General features: G+C 34.2%; 22 protein-coding genes and 1 other annotated feature. Of the genes, 7 read left to right on the forward strand and 15 right to left on the reverse strand.

Annotation, left to right across the window (positions count from 1 at the left end; translation table 11 throughout):
- Nucleotides 1-10 precede the first annotated feature (10 nt).
- The 3 genes from T335_RS0118095 (at nt 11) to T335_RS0118105 (ending at nt 3,683) form a co-directional block, all read left to right on the forward strand.
- Nucleotides 11-700 carry an ABC transporter permease gene (locus T335_RS0118095; protein WP_156943725.1) on the forward strand — a complete coding sequence of 230 codons (690 nt, stop codon included), beginning with the start codon at nt 11-13 and terminating at the stop codon, nt 698-700.
- A gap of 15 nt (nt 701-715) precedes the next feature.
- Nucleotides 716-1,426 (forward strand): ATP-binding cassette domain-containing protein, encoded by a 711-nt coding sequence (locus T335_RS0118100; protein ID WP_026478784.1) that lies wholly within the window; start codon nt 716-718, stop codon nt 1,424-1,426.
- Nucleotides 1,427-1,602: 176 nt separating this feature from the next.
- Nucleotides 1,603-1,869, forward strand: a binding site (T-box leader).
- A gap of 98 nt (nt 1,870-1,967) precedes the next feature.
- A complete protein-coding gene (locus T335_RS0118105; RefSeq protein WP_026478785.1) occupies nt 1,968-3,683 on the forward strand; it encodes a carbon starvation CstA family protein in 1,716 nt (571 codons plus the stop codon).
- Nucleotides 3,684-3,752: 69 nt separating this feature from the next.
- Here the strand turns inward: T335_RS0118105 and T335_RS0118110 are convergent, their stop codons facing one another.
- Nucleotides 3,753-5,102 (reverse strand): B12-binding domain-containing radical SAM protein, encoded by a 1,350-nt coding sequence (locus T335_RS0118110; RefSeq protein ID WP_026478786.1) that lies wholly within the window; start codon nt 5,100-5,102, stop codon nt 3,753-3,755.
- Nucleotides 5,103-5,367: 265 nt separating this feature from the next.
- Between T335_RS0118110 and T335_RS0118115 the strand changes: the two genes are divergently transcribed.
- On the forward strand, nt 5,368-6,501 hold the full coding sequence (locus T335_RS0118115; protein WP_026478787.1) for a hypothetical protein: 1,134 nt from the start codon (nt 5,368-5,370) through the stop codon (nt 6,499-6,501).
- A gap of 178 nt (nt 6,502-6,679) precedes the next feature.
- On the opposite strand, the gene T335_RS0118120 is transcribed toward T335_RS0118115, so the two are convergent.
- From T335_RS0118120 to T335_RS0118160, 9 genes are all read right to left on the reverse strand, one after another.
- A complete protein-coding gene (locus T335_RS0118120) occupies nt 6,680-7,876 on the reverse strand; it encodes an oxygen-binding di-iron domain-containing protein (RefSeq protein ID WP_026478788.1) in 1,197 nt (398 codons plus the stop codon).
- A gap of 316 nt (nt 7,877-8,192) precedes the next feature.
- Complete coding sequence (locus tag T335_RS0118125) at nt 8,193-8,825, reverse strand: hypothetical protein (RefSeq protein WP_026478789.1); 633 nt, start codon at nt 8,823-8,825, stop codon at nt 8,193-8,195.
- Nucleotides 8,826-8,901: 76 nt separating this feature from the next.
- Complete coding sequence (locus T335_RS0118130; RefSeq protein ID WP_026478790.1) at nt 8,902-9,375, reverse strand: VOC family protein; 474 nt, start codon at nt 9,373-9,375, stop codon at nt 8,902-8,904.
- Nucleotides 9,376-9,685: 310 nt separating this feature from the next.
- Nucleotides 9,686-10,297 carry a superoxide dismutase gene (locus T335_RS0118135; protein ID WP_026478791.1) on the reverse strand — a complete coding sequence of 204 codons (612 nt, stop codon included), beginning with the start codon at nt 10,295-10,297 and terminating at the stop codon, nt 9,686-9,688.
- A gap of 182 nt (nt 10,298-10,479) precedes the next feature.
- Nucleotides 10,480-10,659, reverse strand: a complete 180-nt coding sequence (locus tag T335_RS0118140; protein ID WP_026478792.1) for a helix-turn-helix domain-containing protein — start codon at nt 10,657-10,659, stop codon at nt 10,480-10,482.
- An 84-nt stretch (nt 10,660-10,743) separates the two neighbouring features.
- Nucleotides 10,744-12,132, reverse strand: coding sequence for a SpoVR family protein (locus T335_RS0118145; protein ID WP_330371288.1), 1,389 nt, complete (start codon nt 12,130-12,132; stop codon nt 10,744-10,746).
- Nucleotides 12,129-13,328, reverse strand: a complete 1,200-nt coding sequence (gene yhbH, locus T335_RS0118150; RefSeq protein ID WP_026478794.1) for a sporulation protein YhbH — start codon at nt 13,326-13,328, stop codon at nt 12,129-12,131. Before yhbH ends, T335_RS0118145 begins: the two co-directional genes overlap by 4 nt.
- A 13-nt stretch (nt 13,329-13,341) precedes the next feature.
- Nucleotides 13,342-15,264, reverse strand: a complete 1,923-nt coding sequence (locus tag T335_RS0118155; RefSeq protein WP_034328867.1) for a PrkA family serine protein kinase — start codon at nt 15,262-15,264, stop codon at nt 13,342-13,344.
- A gap of 428 nt (nt 15,265-15,692) precedes the next feature.
- Nucleotides 15,693-15,914 carry a DUF3006 domain-containing protein gene (locus tag T335_RS0118160; RefSeq protein ID WP_026478796.1) on the reverse strand — a complete coding sequence of 74 codons (222 nt, stop codon included), beginning with the start codon at nt 15,912-15,914 and terminating at the stop codon, nt 15,693-15,695.
- A gap of 217 nt (nt 15,915-16,131) precedes the next feature.
- Here T335_RS0118160 and T335_RS21280 point away from each other — a divergent pair, with 217 nt between their 5' ends.
- Nucleotides 16,132-17,037, forward strand: a complete 906-nt coding sequence (locus T335_RS21280; RefSeq protein WP_051569401.1) for a ComEC/Rec2 family competence protein — start codon at nt 16,132-16,134, stop codon at nt 17,035-17,037.
- Between the two features lie 39 nt (nt 17,038-17,076).
- On the opposite strand, the gene T335_RS0118170 is transcribed toward T335_RS21280, so the two are convergent.
- From T335_RS0118170 to T335_RS0118190, 5 genes are all read right to left on the reverse strand, one after another.
- Complete coding sequence (locus T335_RS0118170) at nt 17,077-17,385, reverse strand: AzlD domain-containing protein (protein WP_026478797.1); 309 nt, start codon at nt 17,383-17,385, stop codon at nt 17,077-17,079.
- Complete coding sequence (locus tag T335_RS0118175) at nt 17,378-18,091, reverse strand: AzlC family ABC transporter permease (protein ID WP_026478798.1); 714 nt, start codon at nt 18,089-18,091, stop codon at nt 17,378-17,380. Before T335_RS0118175 ends, T335_RS0118170 begins: the two co-directional genes overlap by 8 nt.
- A gap of 141 nt (nt 18,092-18,232) precedes the next feature.
- Complete coding sequence (locus T335_RS0118180) at nt 18,233-18,901, reverse strand: B3/B4 domain-containing protein (protein ID WP_026478799.1); 669 nt, start codon at nt 18,899-18,901, stop codon at nt 18,233-18,235.
- A gap of 18 nt (nt 18,902-18,919) precedes the next feature.
- A complete protein-coding gene (locus T335_RS0118185) occupies nt 18,920-19,456 on the reverse strand; it encodes a nitroreductase family protein (RefSeq protein ID WP_026478800.1) in 537 nt (178 codons plus the stop codon).
- A 13-nt stretch (nt 19,457-19,469) separates the two neighbouring features.
- Nucleotides 19,470-20,084: a hypothetical protein gene (locus T335_RS0118190; RefSeq protein WP_034328869.1), complete on the reverse strand. Its 615-nt coding sequence runs from the start codon at nt 20,082-20,084 to the stop codon at nt 19,470-19,472.
- Nucleotides 20,085-20,384: 300 nt separating this feature from the next.
- Here T335_RS0118190 and ku point away from each other — a divergent pair, with 300 nt between their 5' ends.
- The gene (gene ku, locus T335_RS0118195; protein ID WP_026478802.1) at nt 20,385-21,209 is read left to right on the forward strand and encodes a non-homologous end joining protein Ku; all 825 of its coding nucleotides are present in this window, start codon (nt 20,385-20,387) and stop codon (nt 21,207-21,209) included.
- 2 nt (nt 21,210-21,211) lie between these two features.
- Nucleotides 21,212-22,051 carry an ATP-dependent DNA ligase gene (locus T335_RS0118200; RefSeq protein ID WP_026478803.1) on the forward strand — a complete coding sequence of 280 codons (840 nt, stop codon included), beginning with the start codon at nt 21,212-21,214 and terminating at the stop codon, nt 22,049-22,051.
- Nucleotides 22,052-22,058: the final 7 nt, after the last annotated feature.

A 22,058-nucleotide genomic window follows, 5' to 3' on the forward strand; every position in this document is an offset into this window, starting at 1 on the left:
GGGAAACAATTTGAGAGAGATATTGACTGGAATCATCAATGCTATGAGGCTACTATTTTCACTGGATAAAGAAGTTTACGAGGTCATTATTCTCTCCCTTTATGTTTCCCTAACTTCTACCCTTTTATCTGGGCTTGTTGCTGTCCCTTGTGGGATTATTATCGGCACTAAGCAATTTCCTTTCAAAAAACCACTGGTACGTTTTATTTATACTATGATGAGTTTACCCCCTGTTATAGTGGGGCTGATCGTTTACCTCTTTATTTCTAGACGGGGTCCCTTGGGACACCTTGGTTTAATCTTTACCCCTACTGCTATGATTATTGCTCAATTTCTTTTGGTTACACCTATTATTACTGGTATCCTTTATAACGGTGCTAAAGAAAAGGGAGAAGAAATTAAAAGGGTGGCTAAAACCTTAGGTGCTAACCCCTCCCAAACACTTATTCTTTTAATAAAAGAACTTCGCTTTAGTATCTTCACCGGTTTAGTTTCTGGTTTTGGTAGGGCAATTTCAGAGGTTGGAGCTGTAATGATTGTTGGGGGAAATATTAAAGGACATACAAGGGTAATGACCACAACTATTGCTATGCTTAGAAATATGGGGGAATATGAAAACGCCATTGCTATTGGAATTGTCCTTTTACTAATTTCTTTTGTCGTTAATTCATTCTTGTATCATTTACAACAGGACAGTTAGAAGAGGAGGGCTGATATGGATTTAAGAATTAAGGCGTTGAAGAAACACTATGAAAGTAAAAGTGTCTTAGATATTAATCAATTACATATTTCTAAAGGTACTTTCTTGGGGATTATTGGACCTAATGGAGCAGGAAAAAGTACCTTAGTCAAAATATTATCTAATGTTGAAGATGCCACCTCGGGTGAAATTTTATACAATGGAGGAGGTTTTTCCAATGAACTTTCAAAGGACATGACCTTAGTTTTCCAAAAACCCTATTTATTACGAACCACTGTATATAATAATATAGCCTATCCTCTACAGTTAAGGAAATTAGATCAGGCTGAAATTGATAATAGAGTCATTTCTATGATGAAGACAATGGAAATTATGGAATTGAAGGACCAAAAAGCCTGGACCTTATCAGGCGGAGAAGCTCAAAAAGTTGCCCTTGCCAGAGCATTGATTTTTCGTCCATCGCTACTCATTCTTGACGAATTTACCGCTAATATTGACCCTTCCTCTATGGTTTTATTAGAAAACACCATTAAACAGTTCCATGAAGGGTATAGGCCTACAATTATCATGGTAACCCATAATATTCAACAAGCAAAACGCTTATGTAGTCATGTGGCCTTTATGATTAATGGAAAAATAGTCGAATACGGAGAAATGAATGAAGTTATTTTTAACAGTCAAAATACAGATACACAAAAATTTATCTCTGGTGAGATTCTAATATAATTACCTGCAAACCCTAACAACATTGGTAAGTAACAACCTATGTTGTTTTTCTATTTATAAAATTAAATTAGCAATTATATTTATTGTAAATTTATACAATTCAAAATAATTTAAAAATATTCTTGACAAGGGTCCTATCGGGTGCTACAATTATTTTCAACAGAAGAACAGAAAACAGAAATGCTATGAACAGGAAACGTGATTTTGACCAATTCATTTCAGAGAGTCGTCGGGTGGTGGAAGACGATATGAATCTCAAAATTTATATCACCTGTGAGCAGTCAGCTGAAAGGCTTAGCCAATTAAGTTTGACCGGGTTTCTACCGTTAAAAAGAAGCGTATTCAACAAACTTTATTATACGATAAAGCTTGTTCGATATGTTAAAGGGGTTGCATCTGCAACAACAAGAGTGGTAACGCGGAGTATAATCTTCGTCTCTTATATTATTTATAGGGGGCGAGGATTTTTTTATGTTTGAACTCTTTTCTTTGAAATGGGTAGTCTTCTGCCAAACAATAACAAATATTAGGAGGTAATAGGATGAATGGAGTAGTTATGATGTTAATTTCAATTGTTGTTTTAGGCGGAGCGTATCTAAGCTATGGTAAATGGTTAGCAAAAAGCTGGGGGATTGACCCAAAAGCAAAAACACCAGCCTATGAAATGGAAGATGGTGTTGATTACGTGCCTGCAAAATCAAGTGTTGTATTTGGCCATCAGTTTGCATCGATAGCTGGGGCAGGGCCAATTAATGGACCCATCATCGCAGCTATGTTTGGTTGGGTTCCTGTATTATTATGGATTTTATTTGGAGGTATTTTCTTTGGGGCAGTACAAGACTTTGCTGCTATGTATGCATCGGTTAAAAACAAAGGAAAGAGTGTTGGTTACATTATAGAACTCTATATTGGTAAAACAGGTAAAAGACTTTTCCTTCTTTTCGTGTGGTTATTTTCTATTTTGGTTGTAGCTGCCTTTGCCGATATCGTTGCAGGTACCTTTAATGGCTTTACAGCTGATGGCGGAATAAATACAGCCAATGGTTCTACTGCTACAACTTCGCTGTTATTTATTGTCGCTGCTGTTGGTTTTGGCTTATTTCTTTACAAGAAAAACCCTTCATCACTGGTTTCAAATATTGTTGGTATTACCCTTTTAGTGGCCTCCATTGTTTTAGGTCTTGCCTTCCCGATCTTTATTAATAAGGCTACTTGGCTCTATTTTGTATTTGCTTATGTATTTGTTGCATCTGTTACTCCTGTATGGGCATTGCTACAACCAAGGGATTATCTAAATTCTTTCCTATTAGTAGCTATGATGGTTTCAGCAGTTGTGGGGGTTTTTGTTGCTAACCCAACGATTCATCTCCCAGCTTTTTCTGGATTTGTTGTAAATGGTCAAATGATGTTTCCAGTTTTGTTTGTCACCATTGCCTGTGGTGCAGTATCAGGTTTCCACGCATTAGTTTCATCGGGTACTAGTTCGAAGCAAATTCAAAATGAAAAGGATATATTGCCAATTTCCTTTGGCTCAATGCTTTTAGAATGTCTTCTTGCTGTTATAGCACTTATTACCGTAGGCGCTCTATCGGTGGGAGGGGCCCTACCTGTAGGAACACCCCCTACCGTATTCGCCCAAGGAATTGCTGGTTTTTTAAGTGTGTTAGGTTTATCTGAAGTGGCAATCTTTACAGTAATTACCCTTGCAGTTTCTGCCTTTGCCTTAACTTCCCTCGACTCTGTAGCACGAATCGGGAGACTTTCTTTTCAAGAACTATTTATGGAGGATGATGGTAAAGTTGAAAATATGACCCCCATTAGAAAACTACTAACTAGTAAATTTTTCTCTACTGGAGTTACCCTAGCGTTTGCCTACATGCTTTCTGTCGTAGGATACCAAAACATTTGGCCTTTATTTGGTTCAGCAAATCAACTATTATCAGCCCTAGCTCTGATCGCTTTAGCTGTATTTCTAAAAAAGACCAATCGTAAAGGATTCATGCTGTGGGGACCAATGGTAATTATGTTGGCAGTTACCTTCACTGCGCTTACACAAGTAATATACAGAATTTTCAATAAAATATTTGTTGCTAATGATTTTGTCCTTCATGTAGATGGACTACAATTAGTATTTGCAATTCTTCTTGTTGCCCTAGGTTTAATGGTTGCTATATCTGGTTTTAAAAAGATCTTTGAAAGTAAAAAACCTGCCAAACAGGCTCCCCTTCTTCCTAGCTATAGTAGGTTAAGAGGATAAACCCATACTTCCCAGACAGTAACTAAATAGCTAAGACACTACTTAGGAGGTCTTAGCTATTTAGTTTCCTTATTTCAATGCCCCCACAAGGGCAATTCTTGTTTTAGATAGTTGATCTGTCTTGATAATAAAGTTCCATACAGGCTCAAACTTTTTCCATGCTCCTGCATAGGTAAAATGCTTCAACTTCATTTTAAAAGTCTGGTGTTCATTAGATGACTTAGCGATGTTTCCCCACCTATAAAAATCTTTATAGGCCCTTTGGTATCCTGCTTCCATTTCTTCTTTTGAAATGTTAGGATGTTTAAATACAAGATGTCTTGTATCATAGAGTTTCCATTCTTCAGTTAGCAGGCGCCCCTCCTGTTTCATTTTTTCAAATAATGCTGTACCAGGATAGGGTGTTAAAATATGATTTGTAGCGGTGGAAATTCCATTATTTATTGCCCAATCTGTTGTTCTATCAAATACATCTAAATCATCATGATCTAAACCAAAAATAAAACTACCATTTATCATGATCCCCAATTGGTCTAGTCGCTTAATGGCCTTTTTATATTGGTCTACTAGGTTGGTTCGTTTATTGGATAGGCAAATATTATCTTGGTTTATGCTTTCAAACCCAATAAAAGCACTTCTAAAGCCAGCTTCATAAGCTAATTCAATTGTATCATCTGCTAAAACTGAATCTACTGTTATAGCCCCTTGAAAAAACTTATTCATCCCTCTCATCTCTCTAAAGACTTCCCTTACTAACTTCTTATCAGCAAACAAGTTATCATCTAAAAAATATAAATGCCTACCTTGCAAACTATCAATTTCTTCAAGTATTCTGTCTATCTTATAAGTATAAAAGGATTTTCCATCTTTATAAAAGGAACTGATATAACAAAAAGAACACCTATTAGGGCACCCTCTGGAGAAAACCATCGAATTAGGCACTAGGTATTTTTCTCTTTTAATTAATTCTCTCCTTGGTAAAGGTAAGGAGTCTAGGAAAACTTCCCCCTCCTGATAAAATTCTAATACTTTACCTTGTTTTACATCTTCTAAGAACTTTGGAAAATTCCCTTCACCTAGTCCTAAAAGGACCGTATCTGCATGAACCTTAGCCTCTTCTGGAAGGGTGGTGGCGTGTAATCCACCTAGGGCTACCTTAATCCCTCTAGATCTATATAAGTCTGCTATTTCATATGCTCGATGGGCATTAGTGATATAGGTTTCTATACACACTAAATCTGGTTGATCATCTAATTTAATCTCTTCTACATGTTCATCTACGATTTCAACTTCGTCGGTCTCGCTACAAAATGAAGCAAGGGTTGCTAGTCCCAACGGTGGAAAAAGCGAATACTTTATTGGCCTCCAAAAAGGACTTTTTGCCTCTTCTAGTGCCGGCAGTATAAATTTAATTTTCATATGGTCCCCCTTATATCTACGTCCTCATTTAATTATTTGAACATTAGATTTATCCCCCTCTGTCTTCTTAATTTTAGCATATATCAAAATTTTATTATAGTTTTACAATATAATAATTATCATTTAATCTCTAATCAACATTGACATTAACATTTATCTTCAATATAATGTTATTAGATTCATTTTCCAATTTTAAAATATTTGAGGAGGTGACACAGATTTTACTCGTTTTTTTTTATTAATAATATACAAAGGAGTGTAAATGATGAAGTATTTTAAAAAACCTTTATTTTTATTCACGTTACTATCAATTGTTATGTTATTAAGCGTCCATGTGACAGCAATGCATCGAGTGCATGGTGCTAGTACTAGCTGGATCTCTGTTAGTAGTGACGGTTGGCATGCTAGTATGAATAGTTCTATGTCAAATCAGCATACTTCCTGGTCTACAACAAACATAGATGCAGATGCAATAGTCTTTAGAGATGGAATACTTATAGGTTCAGGTACTAATTATGATTCCACAGGAAGAAACTACATAGTAGCTAATTATTATCCATCTTCTATAGCTGGAGTATATACAGTAGAAGGCCAGGGTTCTTATACCCTCACTAACTCAGTTAGTTACTATGACCTTAGTTCTACATCTCAATATTGGTACCCAGGCTTATCAATATATTCATTAGAAGAAGGTAAAATTTCAGAACCTGAAAGAGCGCTAGATAAGTATTTTCAGGTTTTAGAAAGTCATATAGCAAGCACTTTAAATATTCCATTAACGGATTATATAAGAACAGATCTTCAAGAACTAGCAAAAAATGAAAAATTCTACGGATTATCTAAGCTTTATTTTGATTTACCCCTTAAAGTTGGCGACCAAAAGCCTTCCATATATTTAAAAAATGATGAAGCATTATTTTTACGTCAGACAGCAGAAGGAATCAATATGGCTTACTTATTAGCCTATGATGAAGAAGAAGACTGGAGTATTATGGAAGTAAAGGACATACAGGGTCAACCAATGAAATTCAAAAAACAGTATACAGAAATTGACGGCAAAGTTTCTTTAGCAAGTGATACACATGTTACCAAAACTCCATCTATTTCTGACGAAGAAGTTGCATCATTATTTAATATTTCTTTAGAAAACTATGAAAAATCAAATATATATGAAATTGGCGAAGGTGAAATGGACGACAACAGCCTATATTCTTTAGTTTTGATCAATCAATACGGTACAAATATTGAAATTGGCGATGTAAGACCCTCCATTTACCTTAATGACTACCAAGAAGGATTAATACTATTACAAAAATTTGATGGAGGTAAAGAGGTATACCATTTATTACATCATGAAACAAATGGTTGGTATATCAATTTTATTGAATCTACTCCCTAAAAATGAGTACAACATTTAAAAGATTAGGATTGCTATTACTCTTTCTTAATTTTTTTAGTACAATTAGCTTATACTAATAAAACTGTCTGACTAAGCTTTACAAGTCAGACAGTTTTATTTTCTACATTTGAGACCCATTAAGAAGAATACTGTCCTTTCCATAAGAATAAAAGATAATCTATTTTTCAGACTCTGATAATATTTTATTCCCAAAGGCTTTACCAAACTCAATGCATTCTACTAGTTCTGCTTCATTAGGGATATATTTAAATTTGATATTGTCTTGAATTATTTCAACTTTAGCCTTTTTAAGAAAATCTTCTAATACTTTGGGTGACTCACCACTCCAACCATAGCTCCCAAAGGATGCGCCTACCTTATCAATAAATTTAAGTCCCTGCATTTCTTCTAAGACAGGTGCTAAAGAGCCAAGGATTCCATTATTTACAGTAGAAGAGCCACAAATAATTCCTTTAGACTTAAATATCTCAGTTAATACGTCATTTTTATCTGCAGTAGCAACATTATAAATCTTATAACTTACTCCCACTTTATCTAACCCATCCCCTATATGTTCTGCCATTTTTTTTGTGGCTCCCCACATAGAATTATAGAATATTACAACGCTATTATCAGATTTTCCACTTGCCCATTCATAGTATTTTTCAACTATTCTCATGGGATTTTCTCTCCATATGACCCCATGGCTTGGTGCGATCATGTCCACTGGTAGGTTTAAGCTTTTTAACTCCTCTATTTTTTTAGTAACTAATTTACTGAAGGGGGTTAGGATATTTGCATAATATTTTAATGCTTCCTGATAAACTTCTGTTTCATCAACTTCATCATTAAAGATGCCAGAAGAAGCAAAGTGTTGTCCAAAGGCATCATTAGAAAACAATATGTTCTCACCTGTTAGGTAAGCAAACATGCTATCAGGCCAATGAAGCATAGGAGCTTCAACAAAAATCAAATCATTTTTACCTATATTAAGTTTATCTCCTGTTTTAACAACTTTAATATTCCATTCCTTATGATAATGCCGTTTTATACTTTCTTCTCCATTTTTTGATGCTACAATTATAGCATTGGGGCAATACTCCATAATTACTGGTAGGGCACCCGAGTGATCGGGTTCTGCATGGTTGATTACAACATAGTCTATTTCTTTTATATCTATCACTTCTTTTAACCGCTCTAAAAAATTTTCAGTAAGGGGCTCCCACACTGTATCGATTAAAACATTTTTCTCGTCCTTAATTAAATATGCATTATATGTAGTCCCCCTATGGGTTGATAATTCATAGCCATGAAAATATCTTACTTCCCAGTCATTTGCACCAACCCAATAAATACGATCCTTTAACTTTTTCATATATACTCCTCCAACCTTTGAAATTTAACGCAAAATTATTATTTCTCCAATTACCATTAATATACTTAATAGCAACTTTCTTCTTATATCTATAAGGTTAGAAATCGGGCATCCGATTTAATTCTCTACTATATTATAAATTAGCCATATAACCACATAAAAAAGACTAGATTTTTTTCTAGTCTATGTTTTTATACAATATATAGAGGAAATTGCATTATGATGCAAATTAAACTTAATATAGTCTTCATCTGTAATTTCAAACTTAATCTCTATCCTAATCTCCTCCTATAAATTTTCTAACCTCTTTACCTATTTAGTTGTAGTAAACTGGTAATTTTGTTGTCTGTATGGTTCCGTAATTCTCCAAGGTTACCTCTGTGTATAGTATGAAATAGGGTTCATAGGAGATACTTCCACTTGAGGCCTTAATATGTCTATCTATCACTTCACTGATTCTATCATTTGTATAAATCCAACCATCACTCGGATCATTATCAACAAATATTAAAAGCTCTTCTTGATCTGATTCCATCCTAGTCAAAAAAAATTCTACCTTTTTGGCAGTTTCATATCCTATTACTTCTAACTGAAAAAATTCTTCTTCTAATATGTACCAATCATCTTTAATTTTATATTTAGAATTTATCTTATAAACATTTGGTAAGTTTTCAAAAGCCATGTTTTTATCATTTAACCTTGAATACGAAGAAAACTTTGACATGATCAGACTATCTTCAAGTTCTTTTTTCTCTTTTGTTATTCGGGAATTTAACTCCTTTAAATCGATTATCTCATCTTTTTTTTGAGATAACTCTTCTTCTAATTGAAAAATTTTGTTAGCCAAGTAATATCTTTCTTCTTTAAAAGACTCTATAGATTTATTAGCGCACCCTAAAATCAGCATAGACATCACTATACATATGATCACAATTAAGTACCTTTTCATTTTTTCCCTCCTCAGTAAGAGTAAGATTTGTATTTCCATTACTGAAATTAGAATTGTAGTCTGTTTTTTTGTTTAATCATAAAATCACGTTATCCTCAACCATCCTAACAAATTCAACCGGATGCTGAATAATTTCGGCTGTTTCTTCAACAGAATAACCTTCACCAAGATACCTTCTTACTATAACTTTCATTGATTCACCAATTTCTATAATATGATAATCAGGGTCATAAATACGAACAACTCGTTGCTGCCAATCATATTTCTTAGGTGGATGAAGATATTCAATATCCGAATAACTCTTTATTTTACTAATAAAATCATCAAAATTTTCCACTTCGAAATATAATTCCATATTATTTGATTTTTTTATAATGCTTTCTTCCGAAAGACCAGTGAGCCAGCCAAAATTCTGCTGTATTCCAAACCCCCCACTAAAAGTAACATTCCATCCGAGATCCAGTATAACATCTTGGTCAAATAATTCGGTATAGAATTTTTTTGACACTTTAACATCTTTGACAGCCAATAAAGCAAGCTTAAATTCCATTATAACACCACCCTTTTGATTTCTAACATTTCTTCACTTTTCCTACCATCATCATCAAAGCAACTAGCAGGTACAATATTTATCCTATGGTATTATCTATAAAATAGGCTCTCATATATTTCTATTTCCATTTACTAATATCCTCTTTTTTTACATATAATTGTAATTAGTATTCATGGTTTCTATACTTGAGGAAATTGCATAACTATGAATTTATATAGGGTTTACACTGACTTGAAATTTTCTCACTAAAAAAAGAGACCCCTTAGATGAAGAAGAGATCTCTTTTTGTAATTCATTTACAACAATACTATTTTAAGTTGTTATATAGCTTACTTACATAATCCCAATTTACTAAATTCCACCAAGCCTGAACATAATCGGGTCTCTTGTTTTGATATTTTAGATAATAAGCATGCTCCCAAACATCAAGACCTAATAGAATTCTATTGCCCTCCATCAAAGGATTATCCTGATTAGGAGTTGACGTTACCTCTAATTGATTATCTTTATTGATAATTAGCCATGCCCAACCACTTCCAAATCGTGTTGCAGCTGCCTTATTAAAAGTCTCTTTAAAGGCTTCAAAGTTACCAAAAGTATCATTAATTGCATCTAAAAGCTCTCCCGTCGGTTCTCCTCCACCATTGGGTGATAGAAGTTTCCAGAATAAACTATGATTATAATGTCCACCACCGTTATTTCTTACTGCCCAGTAAATTTCCTGAGGTAGTGCTTCTAATTCACTTAAAAGTACTTCAAGACTCTTCTCTTGCAAAGCCCCATAACCTTCAAGGGCTAAGTTTAAATTATTAACATAGGCTTGATGATGTTTTGTATGATGAATTTCCATCGTCCCTTGATCAAAATAAGGTTCTAATCCATCATATGGGTATTCTAAGTTTGGTAATGTATATTTCATTTCCTCAACCTCCTAAAATTTCTTCCAGAATATTTATTACTTATCATATACCCTTAGTCATTAATGATAATCATTATTAATTATTTTTTTTATCTTTATTTATTTATTTAAGGAAATTGACTAAATAGTGTGGATAGGTATCGAAAAAAAACACCTGCCATTTGACAGGTGTTTTAATCATGCTATTCATTTACTGAATAAAAGCATCTTTTTGGTGATATAATTTTTTCATCCTTCTTTAAAGCCTTAATTGCTTTATCAACATCTTTTTTATCTAAGCCTGTTGCCTCTGCTATATCGCCAGCCTTTAATGGCTCCTTTGAATTTTTTAAAGCTTCTAAAACAGTTTCATTTACGCTCATAATCAAACCTCCTACTTTTCTTATGTATACTTTTTAAATAATCTTTATTTATTATACCTCCAGTTATCGCTTTAAAACATCTTTTTATCCTTGAATGGTAATTTTTTTATTCTCATCACAAATAATATTTTTACTTACCTGCCCTATTTTAGTCTTGATAGATACTTTATTACCCCAAAGTTCCCTTACATATTTTAAAGTCTCATAGGCATAGGCTAATTCTAATTCCCTTCCATCAAATTCATGCTCTAACATAAGGGAACCATCTTTTTGATTAAATTCAACTACCTTAATATAAGGGATTCCCCCCATCCCCACTTGATTTGCTATCGTATTTCTAATTTCCTTCCAGCCAACCTCGTCGGAAACTTCAACAATTTGATAATCTCTGCCCTTTTTATCAAACTTAAATAGATTCATTTCTTCACATAGTTCCTTTGTTAAATATTTTCTAATAAAGGATTGATCCCTTTCTATTTCTCTAACTTCAAATATTTTATCCCTTCCATAACGGGCTTCAATATCATTAAAAATCAGAAATCCCATATAATATGGATTAATACTACCTAAGAAAGGTCTCACTACTTGATTGTGCCTGCCTAAAAATTCTAGTTGATGCCCTTGAGGAAGATCCAGCTGGTTTAATATTTTGTAATGCCAATAGCTGGCCCAGCCTTCATTCATAACCTTTGTTTCTATTTGAGGAATAAAATACTTTGTTTCCTCCATTACAATCCTCATAATGTCTTTTTCCCACTCTTTTAAGTCTCCATAGTCTATTATAAATTCCATGAGATCATCCATAGGCTCTAACGGAATTCTGTTGAGATTTGGAAAAAGTACTTCCTTTTTTTCATCTAATATACTTGTTACTTTAGATTCTTGATAATATTTTTCCAATAACCGATTCCTTTTTTCTTCTTCTGATAGCTTTTTAACTTCAACTTCTCTAGTTGTCTGAAACTTAATGGCATGGGCGGCGTCTAAAATTCTTTCCACCTTCTCATAGCCAATACTGGGGTCTTTAATATAATTTCTAATACGATTTGCATGGTTTTTAAACATCTCAAAGGTGTAATCTGCTTGAGTTCCCTTAGCAAAAAGTCGATTGTTTTTAAAGAAGTCGTTATGTCCATAAACATGGGCAATAGTTAGAATTTGTAATAGTAGGGTGTTATCCTTCATCAGGTAGGCAAGACATGGATCTGAATTAATAACCATTTCATAGGCTAAACCCTTTAAATTATAGGTATAAAGGGTTTTACTTCTTTCATAGGCCTTTCCATAGCTCCAATGGGGATAATGGGAGGGCATTCCCACATAAGCTTCGTAACAAAGCATATCCTCATAACTACAAATTTCAAATTCTTGAGGGTAGCAATTTAATCCTTCCCTTCTAACAATCTCTTCTATTTTATTGTTCCACATTTCCAATTGTTTCATAGTGTAGTCTACCATAGGCAAAGTCATCATTCCCTATACCCGTTTTCTTTGTCTAACAATTTTTTGAGAGCAGGAATAATATCCTCCTTTCTTGTCATTGTTACGATGGAAAAATTCTTATCTTCTATTTTACTGATAAATTCAGACTTAATCTTGCTAGTTGGTCGATAATATCCCATCTGAATCTCTCCATATCCAAAAAGGTTGCAGGCTTTACATAATTCAGCTGCTAGTTTTACTGCCTTGTCATTGTCTTCTGCCCAATTATCTCCGTCACTACAATGGAAGGCATAGACATTCCATACAGATGGGTTATATCTCTTCTCTATCACCTCTAAAGCCTTTTCATAACCACTACTGATATAGGTCCCACCCGATTCTACCTTATGGAAGAACTCTTCTTCACTTACCTCCTTTGCAATGGTAGAGTGGGCAATAAATACAACTTCAACATTAAGATATTTTCCTCGAACAAACTGATATAGGAGAAAATAAAAACTTCGAGCAAGATACTTTTTATTTATATTCATCGATCCAGAGGTGTCCATAATACAGATTACAACAGCATTAGTCTCCTTTTTAATATCCTGTCTTAGTCGGAAATACCTTAAGTCATCTTCTTTAAAGGGGAATCGTTCCTTTTCCTTCTCATCTTCTTCATTTAACTGTATATTTGAAGTTTGTTTTCCCCTTTGATGGGCTTTTTGTCGCTTAATTTTTTCTACTACAGATCTTTTTTTAGCAAGTCTTGGTTTAATCCCTTTTTGCTGGTAGCCCAACTTTTTATAGTTCTTCTCAGATAAAATTTCGTTAAATTTCTTTCTTTCTAAAAAGGGCAAATCTAAATCATCAAATAGATACTTGATCAACTCTTCTAAGGTAATTTCAGTTTCATAAATGTCCTCACCCTCTGCATTACCCGGTTGGTCAGTCCCCTGTCCCTGTTCTCCCTGCATTTCTTCTTGCCCAATCTTATCTCCTCTTTTTTCATTACCATTTCCAGAACCTACCCCTGGTTTGTTTTTTCCATAAAGAAACTGATATTCCTTAATCCCTTTAATCGGAATCTTAATTTTTTTATTTCTATCTTCTCCAATAATACTTTCTTCTGCAATGATATCTGCTATATTTCTCTTAATAGAGTCCTCTACCAATTCCTTATGTCTTCTTCGATCTTCTGCAGCACGGTCTCTACCCCTTCCATCAAATTCACGAAATATGGCCACAGCTTCACCCCCACTAATCCTTCCATAAATTGTTGGCGGCATATTTTAGAATGACATTACAACAATGGTCACAATAACCATTACGTTTCATTTCCTCCACCATGGCATTATATTTTTCCTTCTGTTCATTATCTCTTACCTTAGTCCTAGTGATCACACGGCTTAGTTCTTTAACTGAAGAAGTTAACTTCTTCTCTATCGCCTCTTTTAATGGCTCATAGGAAGAATAATCTATTTTACTACCCTTCCGCATGATATAGAACATATAGGTGGTTACATCTTGACGGAAGCCCTTTGCCCCACTAACGGGGATTCCAATCTGCTCTTCAATTGATCTCATAAATTTTTCATCTGGCTCCAGTTCTTCCCCTGTACTGCTATCTTTAATCTTTGTCTTATTAACATAGGCCTCGGCATGGTCTAGGTAGTTGTTAAATAAATCTTCTGCCTGTTCTCTATAACCATAGATAAAGGCTTTAGTAACTTCTTTCTCTAGTAGACTATGATATTCTTTTTTAATACCATCCTGTAGAAAACTTAAATACTTTTTCTTGTCTTCATCCCCTATTGCCAGTTCTTTTACTGACTTAATCAAGGTTTCTAATACTCCTATAGGATTAATACAATTATGCTCCGATTCGGCCATAGCTGTATCAAGGGCCTTCATAATAAATCTAGTCGATATTCCAGTCATCCCTTCATTTACTGCCTCTTCCTTCAACTCTAAGATATCTACCTTCTTGATATTTCCCTTCTCAACAATTTCCTCGCCATTATAAATCTTAAGCTTAGTCATTGGATCTACTTTATTTGATGGAACTAATCTTGTTAAAATGGCAAACATTGAGGCAACGTCTATCGTATATGGGGCGATATGGGGAGTAAATTTACTCTTTTTTAAGATTTTATTATAAATTTTTACTTCTTCCTTTAACTCTGTACAATAGGGGACTTCTATTTTAACGATTCTATCTAATATCGCTTCGTTTGTATGGTCTGCTTTAAACTTATTCCATTCTGCTTCATTGGAATGGGCTAAAATAATACCATCAAAATAGATCATAGATCCCTTTCCAGGGGATGGTATGCTTTTCTCTTGGGTAGCAGTAATCATTGTATGAAGATATTCTACTTCATTTTTAAATACTTCAATAAACTCAACAAGACCTCTATTTCCAACATTAAAAGCACCATTTAAGGACATAACCCTTGGGTCATCCTCTGGATAGAGGTCTAACTTTGAAATATCAACAGAACCAATTAAAACTGAGGTATCTTGATTATTTGGGTCAACTGGAGGAACTACACCAATTCCTTTTCTAGAACGGATACTAAAGTCTACAGTCCTAACGGGGAATTTTTCAAACGCACCACCGAATTCATTAATAAGACGGTACCTGCAAACAGGACATAAATCGCCTTCGATCCTTACCCCTAGAAGCTCCTCAAATTCCCCACGAAGATGCTTTGGTACTAAGTGAAGGGGTTCTTCTCTAATAGGGCAACCCTTTAGAGCATATATAGGTGGGCTAGTTTCTAATGCTTTTTTTAGAGCCTCCATTATTGATGATTTTCCTGCGCCTACAGGCCCAACTAGATATAAAACTTGGCGAGACTCTTCCCCTTGCATGGCAGCAGTATGGAAATAGCGGACAATTTGCATGAGGGTTTTATCAATTCCGAAAAAATCCTTCTTGAAAAATTCATATTTTTTGATCATGTCATTGCCGTATATTCTTCTTAAACGAGGGTTTTCTTCAGTATTAATTACTTCTACTCCTTTACTTACAATAGCTTCATACATTCTCTGATGGGCTAACATACATAAATTTGGATCTTCTTTAAGTATCTCAAGATAATCTAGAAAATTCCCATCAAAGTGTTGTTTTCTACTCTCCTCTCGATCCTTTTTAATTAAATCTGAGAATTTGGTCATTTTTATTACCTCCTTCGACAGTCCTCATTGCTAGCTTTTGATTTCGAATCCATAAGGTAAAAGTAGCAACCTTAAATTATATGAAAGGAAATTCATTATTCAAAACAATTTCCCCATGTATTAATATGTATGTTTTTCTTTAAGATTTTAAAACTTTTCTATTCATTCCATTTTAATAGGAATAATATGGATATTTATGCCATAAAAAAAGACCCAAAGTAATTCCTTTGGGATGTTATTGGTTGGTAGGTTGATTTATTTAATAGCAAAATACTCTTATTGATTAAGAACTTTAAAAAACTATAACAAAAAGTCATTCTAGTAAAGACATTGAAATTACATCATACCATTACAATAGATTCATCTTCAAATTGTTTAATATGAAAGCTATCACCAAGTATTTAAAAGTAGAAGCCAAAATCTTATTCTTAATCTCTAAATAAGCTTTTTGTTAAAGCTTCAATTGATTTCCTTCTTTTTTGGGTTTCTTCCTCATCGATGGATAGTTCTATTAAAACAACATCTCCTTCTTTAACATTACTAGGAAGTAAACTTTTAGGTAAATCAAAAGTCCTTCTATCTCCATATTCTACAACGGCATAATCCCCCTCAAAACGATCTACTATCCCTTGATTCACTGATTTTTTCATGCTAATGCCTCCTTAGTTTTTAGTCTTTTTAATTATATCTAATCCTTTACCTAAATAATCACTTAAATACACAGTTTTAACATAACTAACCTAAGTTTAACCTAACTTAATTTGGATACCTGATATTCTTAAATTATAAACCCGTTTCCCCTCTATTTAACCTTCCTCTTAAAAAACAAAGAGGAGGACTTTTATTAAAAGGAAAGGAGAATTGAGTATGAAAAAACTAAAGAATTACTTGAAAAACAAGATATTTTTAAGCTTTATTTTTATTCTTGCTCTTACACTAATACTAAGTTTTACAACATCATCTAACTTTTTTACTGGAGTATCAGCTTCTAGTAACCTCCAAGTCCACTTTATTGATGTAGGTCAAGGGGATGCTATTTTAGTTAACCTTCCCAATGGACAAAATATGATGATTGATGCAGGAGATAATCAATATGGGTCAACTGTAGTCAATTATTTAAACAGTAGAGGGGTTACACGATTAGATTATGTGGTCGGAACCCACCCCCATGCTGATCATATTGGAGGTTTAGATGATGTAATCTTAAATTTAAATATTGGTAAAGTCTACCTTCCCAATGTAACTGCCAATACTAAAACCTATCAAGATCTTATTAATGCCATCAACAGTAAAGGTCTAACCATCAATAGAGCTAGGCAAGGGGTAACCCTATTAAATACAACTGTAGATGGAAAAACCCTTAGGGTCCATATGGTGGCACCTGTAAAGGATAGCTATAGTAATACCAATGATTACTCTGCTGTAATTCGTGTGATCTATGGTAGTACTAGCTTCCTTTTTACAGGTGATGCAGAATTAACATCCGAAACAGATATGCTTAATTCTGGTGAAGTTCTAACGGCTAACATTCTTAAAGTAGGGCATCATGGTTCTAGTACATCCACCAGTCAAGCCTTTTTAAACCGCGTCAATCCCTCCGTTGCTGTTATCTCTGTAGGATCAAATAGTTATGGGCATCCTTCAACTACAGTCATTAATCGACTTAAAAACAGAGGCACAAGTATTTACCGAACTGACCTAAATGGTAATGTTATCTTTACCACCACAGGTAGTGGCTGGGTAGTTAATAAACAGCCTTGGTGGAAACCTTAGTAACACTTTTATCATTGACCTTGGGAAACGGGTCATTTTTTATGAAAACAATGTTAAATATCCATATACAACAATAATAGCCCCTAGTACAGGAATGATCATTTCCCCCTTAACCCATGCGAAAAATGCTGCAAATGCTACTGCCAAAAGGACCGCTATTGGTTGATCTGGTATCGCAGTAAAGACACCTGGTATAATTAAAGCCCCTAATGCTGTATAGGGAATAAACAATAAAAATCTTTTTAACTTAGGCGGAAGCTCTCCTTTACCAAGAACATTAAAGGGAATAAGCCTTGGTATATAGGTAACGACCATCATTCCAATGATTAATATAATTGTGTTATTCATCTTTTTTAACATCCTCTTCTGGTAAAATATATACTCCTGCCAGGGAAACAATTAATATTGTTACGATTAAATTCCATCCAGATGGTAGCAGGTTTGTATAGTTTAGTAATAAGTTTACAGCAGCAGCTCCAAAAGCTAGCAAAGTGGCTGTTTTAGAGTTTTTCATTGCTGGAACCAAAATCGCTACAAACATGGCGTATAGGGCAACCCCCATACTATTTCTAAGGATAATGGGAATAATCTCTCCCATTAAGTAACCTAATACAGTTCCTGCAACCCATGCTAAATAGGAAACGATCTGTAGGGGAAGGGCGAAGGATAATTCGACCTCTTCCTTTTTTAGCGTGATAACAGAAAAAGTTTCATCTGTTACGCCAAAGGCCATTAAAGGAAGTAAGGCTTTAACAGAATTTTTTAGTTTAGCAGCTAAAGAACCACTCATTAACATATGTCTTAAATTCATAAGTAGGGTTGCTAGTATAATCTCTCCAATTCCTGCACCTATTGCAATTAAATTAATAGCCATAAATTGGCTGGCACCTGCAAATACCAGTGCAGAAAAAAGAAAAGCTTCTAGCAGTGTTACCCCAGTAGTACGGGCTAACATACCAAAGGCCATAGCAGCAGGGATATATCCTACCACTATCGGTAAACCAGAGATCGCTCCTTCTTTTATGTTAGCTATATAATTTGTCTTTTGTTTCATTTATTGCCCCCCTACTGTTTTTTGCACATCAAATACTTAAATTTAACACTTCTTGAGTTTCTAGATATTTGATGAAATTGCATAATTAATATTAGATTTATATTTATGCAATTTCTTCAATCACTTAAATTTTTAAATATATTATTTTTTAATAATATGATAGGTCAACGCTTCGCCATCAGCATATTTTTTTAATAGTTCAACGGATTCTTTAACATAGGCTTCTAGGGCTTCATCACCATTAAAAGAAACGAGAATCATTAAAATTTCCTGAGTTTCCTTTGTAATCATGGTTTTTTCAGAATCAGAGGTAGTACTACCAAATTTCCCATTATTATTGTCGGCAAACACCGGAAAATTTTCTACATTAAATGCCCCTCTACCGATGCCTTCATAGGTGTCTCCCGCTTCTCCAACGGTAAAATAAATTGTATCATCTATTTTATCAGCATCATAAAGACAAATCGGATACATTGATTTAATTGATATTAAATTATTGATATCAACTACATTATTCACCTGATAAAGATCCTTACCTTTTATGGCCCTCCTTAAAAGAGATTCTGAGGAAAGTCTATACCTAGTAGGGTCTACCCCTAAACTACGATAGACACTTCGGCCATCCTTAATATTTTTACTTTTTGCAATGTCTGCTACCTCCATAGCTTCTGAAATTTCTCCACAGGTTTTTAAGATTGTCTGCCATAACCCTTCATTGATGTCTTCAACCTTAACGCTTCCCTGTATACAGCCTAATGCTATAGAAGGACATACTTCATTAATCTTCTCTGATATTTCAATTTTGATCATATGTATTGCTCCTTTAAATTATCTTTTAAATGCTACCCCATAAGAATTTTGATGTACCTTTTCATATTGTAGACTTTCTTGGTCTATCGGCTTTTTGACCTCATTAGGATAACCAATTGATATAATTGCCTCCACCCTTTTACTTTGTGGGATCTTCATTAGATTTTGAACATAGACTTCAGCTGACATGGCTTCGTTGTGTTGTCTTTCTCGGATTTGAACCCAACAAGAACCTAACCCCATTGCCTCTGCCGCCATCTGTACCAGAATTGTAGCAATTGATGTATCTTCTACCCACACATCACTTTTTTCTGGGTCAGCTAAAACGACTATTGCCAATGGTGCACTTTTTAAAAAGGAAGACCCATTAGCTTTGCTTTCTGCTAGCTTTTCCAACTGTTCTTTATCCTCTACAACGATAAACTCCCAAGGTCTTCTATTTTTCGATGTGGGGGACAATAGTGCTGCCATCACTAAACCATCAATTTTATCCTTTTCAACTTTCTTGTCTTCATAAAAACGTATACTTCTTCTGCGTTTCAGTAGTTCTAACATCCCTACTCCTCCTTTAATATTTTAAGGTTATTTTAGGGTCATCATCTAAAGCCGACCCAATTTCACATAACTGATTTAATACTTCACTAGCCAAAAGATATAACTTCTTTAGCCTCTCTGTATCTTTAATTACTCCTACCTCTTGAAATAGTAAAAATCTAGTTTTTTCTGGTAGTTTCTCAACAAAAAGTCCTTCTTCTTTATCTTGAATTTCAAGGGTAATGGAAGGGTTTTCATTGATTAAAAAACGAATACTGTCCTTTGATAAAAGTTTTCTTACTTGTTCTTCATTATTGGCTTTAATAATAAATTCTTCATCAAATTCTTCATGGCCAATTACAACATCCTGCATTTTAAACAGCTTTCCGATGTCACTAAAAATACTTTTCTTATATACCTTAAAGTGAAACCCATCGGTTGTTACATAGGGAACCCTCATTCTAGTATAGACAATACTACTTTTTCCTGTAGATACCGTATAAGTATCCAACACAATTGTCCATTCCTTTAACTTTGTAATAAGTTTGGAGGACTTCGTAAAACTACCTTTGATAAACTCTCCACCAATTTCCTCTGCCAATTGACTCCATACTTCATCAAGACCTGGTCCCAATAGTTTTTTAAACATATAATCCCTCCCTACTATTGAAATTTATATCAATCTTAAATAAATGAAAATTGCATAATTAATATTCGATTTATATTAATTCAAAATAGTAACTTCGCTGCTTAGTGTTTAACGAGTAATGTATTGAAATAGAGTTAAGGTATTATACAATTTTCTCAAACAAGTGAAAATTTATAATTAAATAGTATCATTTTATACATTATTCAGTCAACAAAGCTACAACATATCTTAACCAATTTATGAATGAAATTTCCATAAGTACAAAAACTAATTTAAATTTTTAGTAGGAGGTGTTTTATTATGCACACTGTTTGGAAAGGAAGTATTAGTTTTGGTTTAGTAAATATTCCTGTAAAGCTTCATGCAGCAACGGAGGATCGAGATATCAAACTAAGACAGCTCCATAAAAAATGCAAAAGTCCCATTAAGTATAAAAAAACCTGCGAAAATTGCAATGAAGAGGTCACTAAAGATGATATTGTAATGGCCTATGAGTATGCCCCAGATAAATTTATTGAGTTAGACGAAGAAGAACTTGAAAAACTACGAAAGGATCAAGAGGGTAAAGCAGTTGATATTATTAACTTTGTTCAACTGGAAGAAATCGACCCCATCTATTTTGATCGTTCCTACTATTTAAGTCCTGGGGATGGTGGAGGTAAGGCATATTCTCTATTAAGACAATCCTTAGCCGATTCTGGTAAAATTGGACTTGCTAAAATCATGATTCGTTCAAAGGAAAAACTGGCAGTAATTCGTCCTTATCAAGATGCTTTAATTATGGAAACATTACACTACCCCGATGAGGTAAGGGCCATTCAAGAGGTACCTAATATCCCTGAAGGAGCAGATTTATCTAAAAAGGAAATGGATACCGCTACCCTGTTGATTAATCAATTAACAGAGGCGTTTGAACCAGAGAAGTATACTGATGATTATCGTACTGCCCTCATGGAATTGATTCAAGAAAAAGTTTCAAAAGAAGGTGGGGTAGAAGCAAAGCAAGCTGATAATGTGGTGGATCTAATGAAGGCCTTAGAAGAGAGCATTAAGAAAACCAAGCCTAAAAAGACTCCAGCTACAGGTCGAAAGAAAACTCCAGCTCAAGAAAGAAAGAAGGCTTAATTATGTTCTTTCCGCCTATGCTTCTTGAAACGGCTAAAACCGTCTTTTCATCCAGTGACTATATTTTTGAAACTAAATATGATGGTATTCGACTTATTTATTCCAATGTCACGGAGCCTATCCTTTACACAAGAAATAAAGGCATTGCTACAAAGCAGTTTCCAGAGCTATTGCCTAATCTACCACCAGATACGGTTTTAGACGGTGAAGCAATGGTTTTTGATCCTTTAGGCCGGGACGATTTTGAAGGGATTAAAAAACGCTTCTTCATGAGAAAGGATGAAAAAATAAAACAATCCGTCATCTCTCACCCTGTTACTTATATGGTCTTTGACATTCTATATCATGAAGGTAAAGATTTAAGAAACCTCCCCCTTATGGAACGAAAGGAAATTCTTTTTGATTTAATTAGTGATAATCGTACAATTTCAAAGGTATCTTTTATTGAGACAAATGGAGAAGAATTATTTCAAAAAGCCCGTAAAAACAACTTAGAAGGTATTGTTGCCAAAGGAAAAAATTCAACCTATATTGGAAGACGTTCTTCTAATTGGTTAAAGATCATTAATTGGATTGAAACGACTGCCATTATTACGGGCTACAGAAAAAGTGATCATGCTTTAGTCTGTTGCCATGAAGATTTAAGTCCCCTTGGAATTGTTCTAACAGGAATGACACCTGTTCATCGGGAGGCCTTTTTTAAGATTGCCAAAACCATTATTAAAGGAGAAGATCGAGATAATTTTTATTTAGAAGCCCACTTAAAGTGTCGTCTAAAGGGTCGTGCCTTTACCTCTAAAGGAATTTTACGTTCTCCCCAATTTATTGATTTTATATTATAGGAGGGTT

The sequence above is a fragment of the Alkaliphilus transvaalensis ATCC 700919 genome (assembly GCF_000621485.1).
In the GTDB taxonomy this organism is placed as follows: domain Bacteria; phylum Bacillota; class Clostridia; order Peptostreptococcales; family Natronincolaceae; genus Alkaliphilus; species Alkaliphilus transvaalensis.

Coding starts and splice junctions, on each gene's coding strand:
- T335_RS0118185 (WP_026478800.1), bottom strand. CDS start 19,456: ATGTTAGAACTACTGAAACGCAGAAGAAGTATACGTTTTTATGAAGAC.
- T335_RS0118180 (WP_026478799.1), bottom strand. CDS start 18,901: ATGATCAAAATTGAAATATCAGAGAAGATTAATGAAGTATGTCCTTCT.
- T335_RS0118100 (WP_026478784.1), top strand. CDS start 716: ATGGATTTAAGAATTAAGGCGTTGAAGAAACACTATGAAAGTAAAAGT.
- T335_RS0118200 (WP_026478803.1), top strand. CDS start 21,212: ATGTTCTTTCCGCCTATGCTTCTTGAAACGGCTAAAACCGTCTTTTCA.
- T335_RS0118125 (WP_026478789.1), bottom strand. CDS start 8,825: ATGAAAAGGTACTTAATTGTGATCATATGTATAGTGATGTCTATGCTG.
- T335_RS0118145 (WP_330371288.1), bottom strand. CDS start 12,132: ATGATGACTTTGCCTATGGTAGACTACACTATGAAACAATTGGAAATG.
- ku (WP_026478802.1), top strand. CDS start 20,385: ATGCACACTGTTTGGAAAGGAAGTATTAGTTTTGGTTTAGTAAATATT.
- T335_RS0118105 (WP_026478785.1), top strand. CDS start 1,968: ATGAATGGAGTAGTTATGATGTTAATTTCAATTGTTGTTTTAGGCGGA.
- T335_RS0118130 (WP_026478790.1), bottom strand. CDS start 9,375: ATGGAATTTAAGCTTGCTTTATTGGCTGTCAAAGATGTTAAAGTGTCA.
- T335_RS0118190 (WP_034328869.1), bottom strand. CDS start 20,084: ATGTTTAAAAAACTATTGGGACCAGGTCTTGATGAAGTATGGAGTCAA.
- T335_RS0118160 (WP_026478796.1), bottom strand. CDS start 15,914: ATGAAAAAATCAGTGAATCAAGGGATAGTAGATCGTTTTGAGGGGGAT.
- T335_RS0118140 (WP_026478792.1), bottom strand. CDS start 10,659: ATGAGCGTAAATGAAACTGTTTTAGAAGCTTTAAAAAATTCAAAGGAG.
- T335_RS0118135 (WP_026478791.1), bottom strand. CDS start 10,297: ATGAAATATACATTACCAAACTTAGAATACCCATATGATGGATTAGAA.
- T335_RS21280 (WP_051569401.1), top strand. CDS start 16,132: ATGAAAAAACTAAAGAATTACTTGAAAAACAAGATATTTTTAAGCTTT.
- T335_RS0118110 (WP_026478786.1), bottom strand. CDS start 5,102: ATGAAAATTAAATTTATACTGCCGGCACTAGAAGAGGCAAAAAGTCCT.
- T335_RS0118170 (WP_026478797.1), bottom strand. CDS start 17,385: ATGAATAACACAATTATATTAATCATTGGAATGATGGTCGTTACCTAT.
- T335_RS0118120 (WP_026478788.1), bottom strand. CDS start 7,876: ATGAAAAAGTTAAAGGATCGTATTTATTGGGTTGGTGCAAATGACTGG.
- T335_RS0118175 (WP_026478798.1), bottom strand. CDS start 18,091: ATGAAACAAAAGACAAATTATATAGCTAACATAAAAGAAGGAGCGATC.
- T335_RS0118115 (WP_026478787.1), top strand. CDS start 5,368: ATGAAGTATTTTAAAAAACCTTTATTTTTATTCACGTTACTATCAATT.
- T335_RS0118155 (WP_034328867.1), bottom strand. CDS start 15,264: ATGACCAAATTCTCAGATTTAATTAAAAAGGATCGAGAGGAGAGTAGA.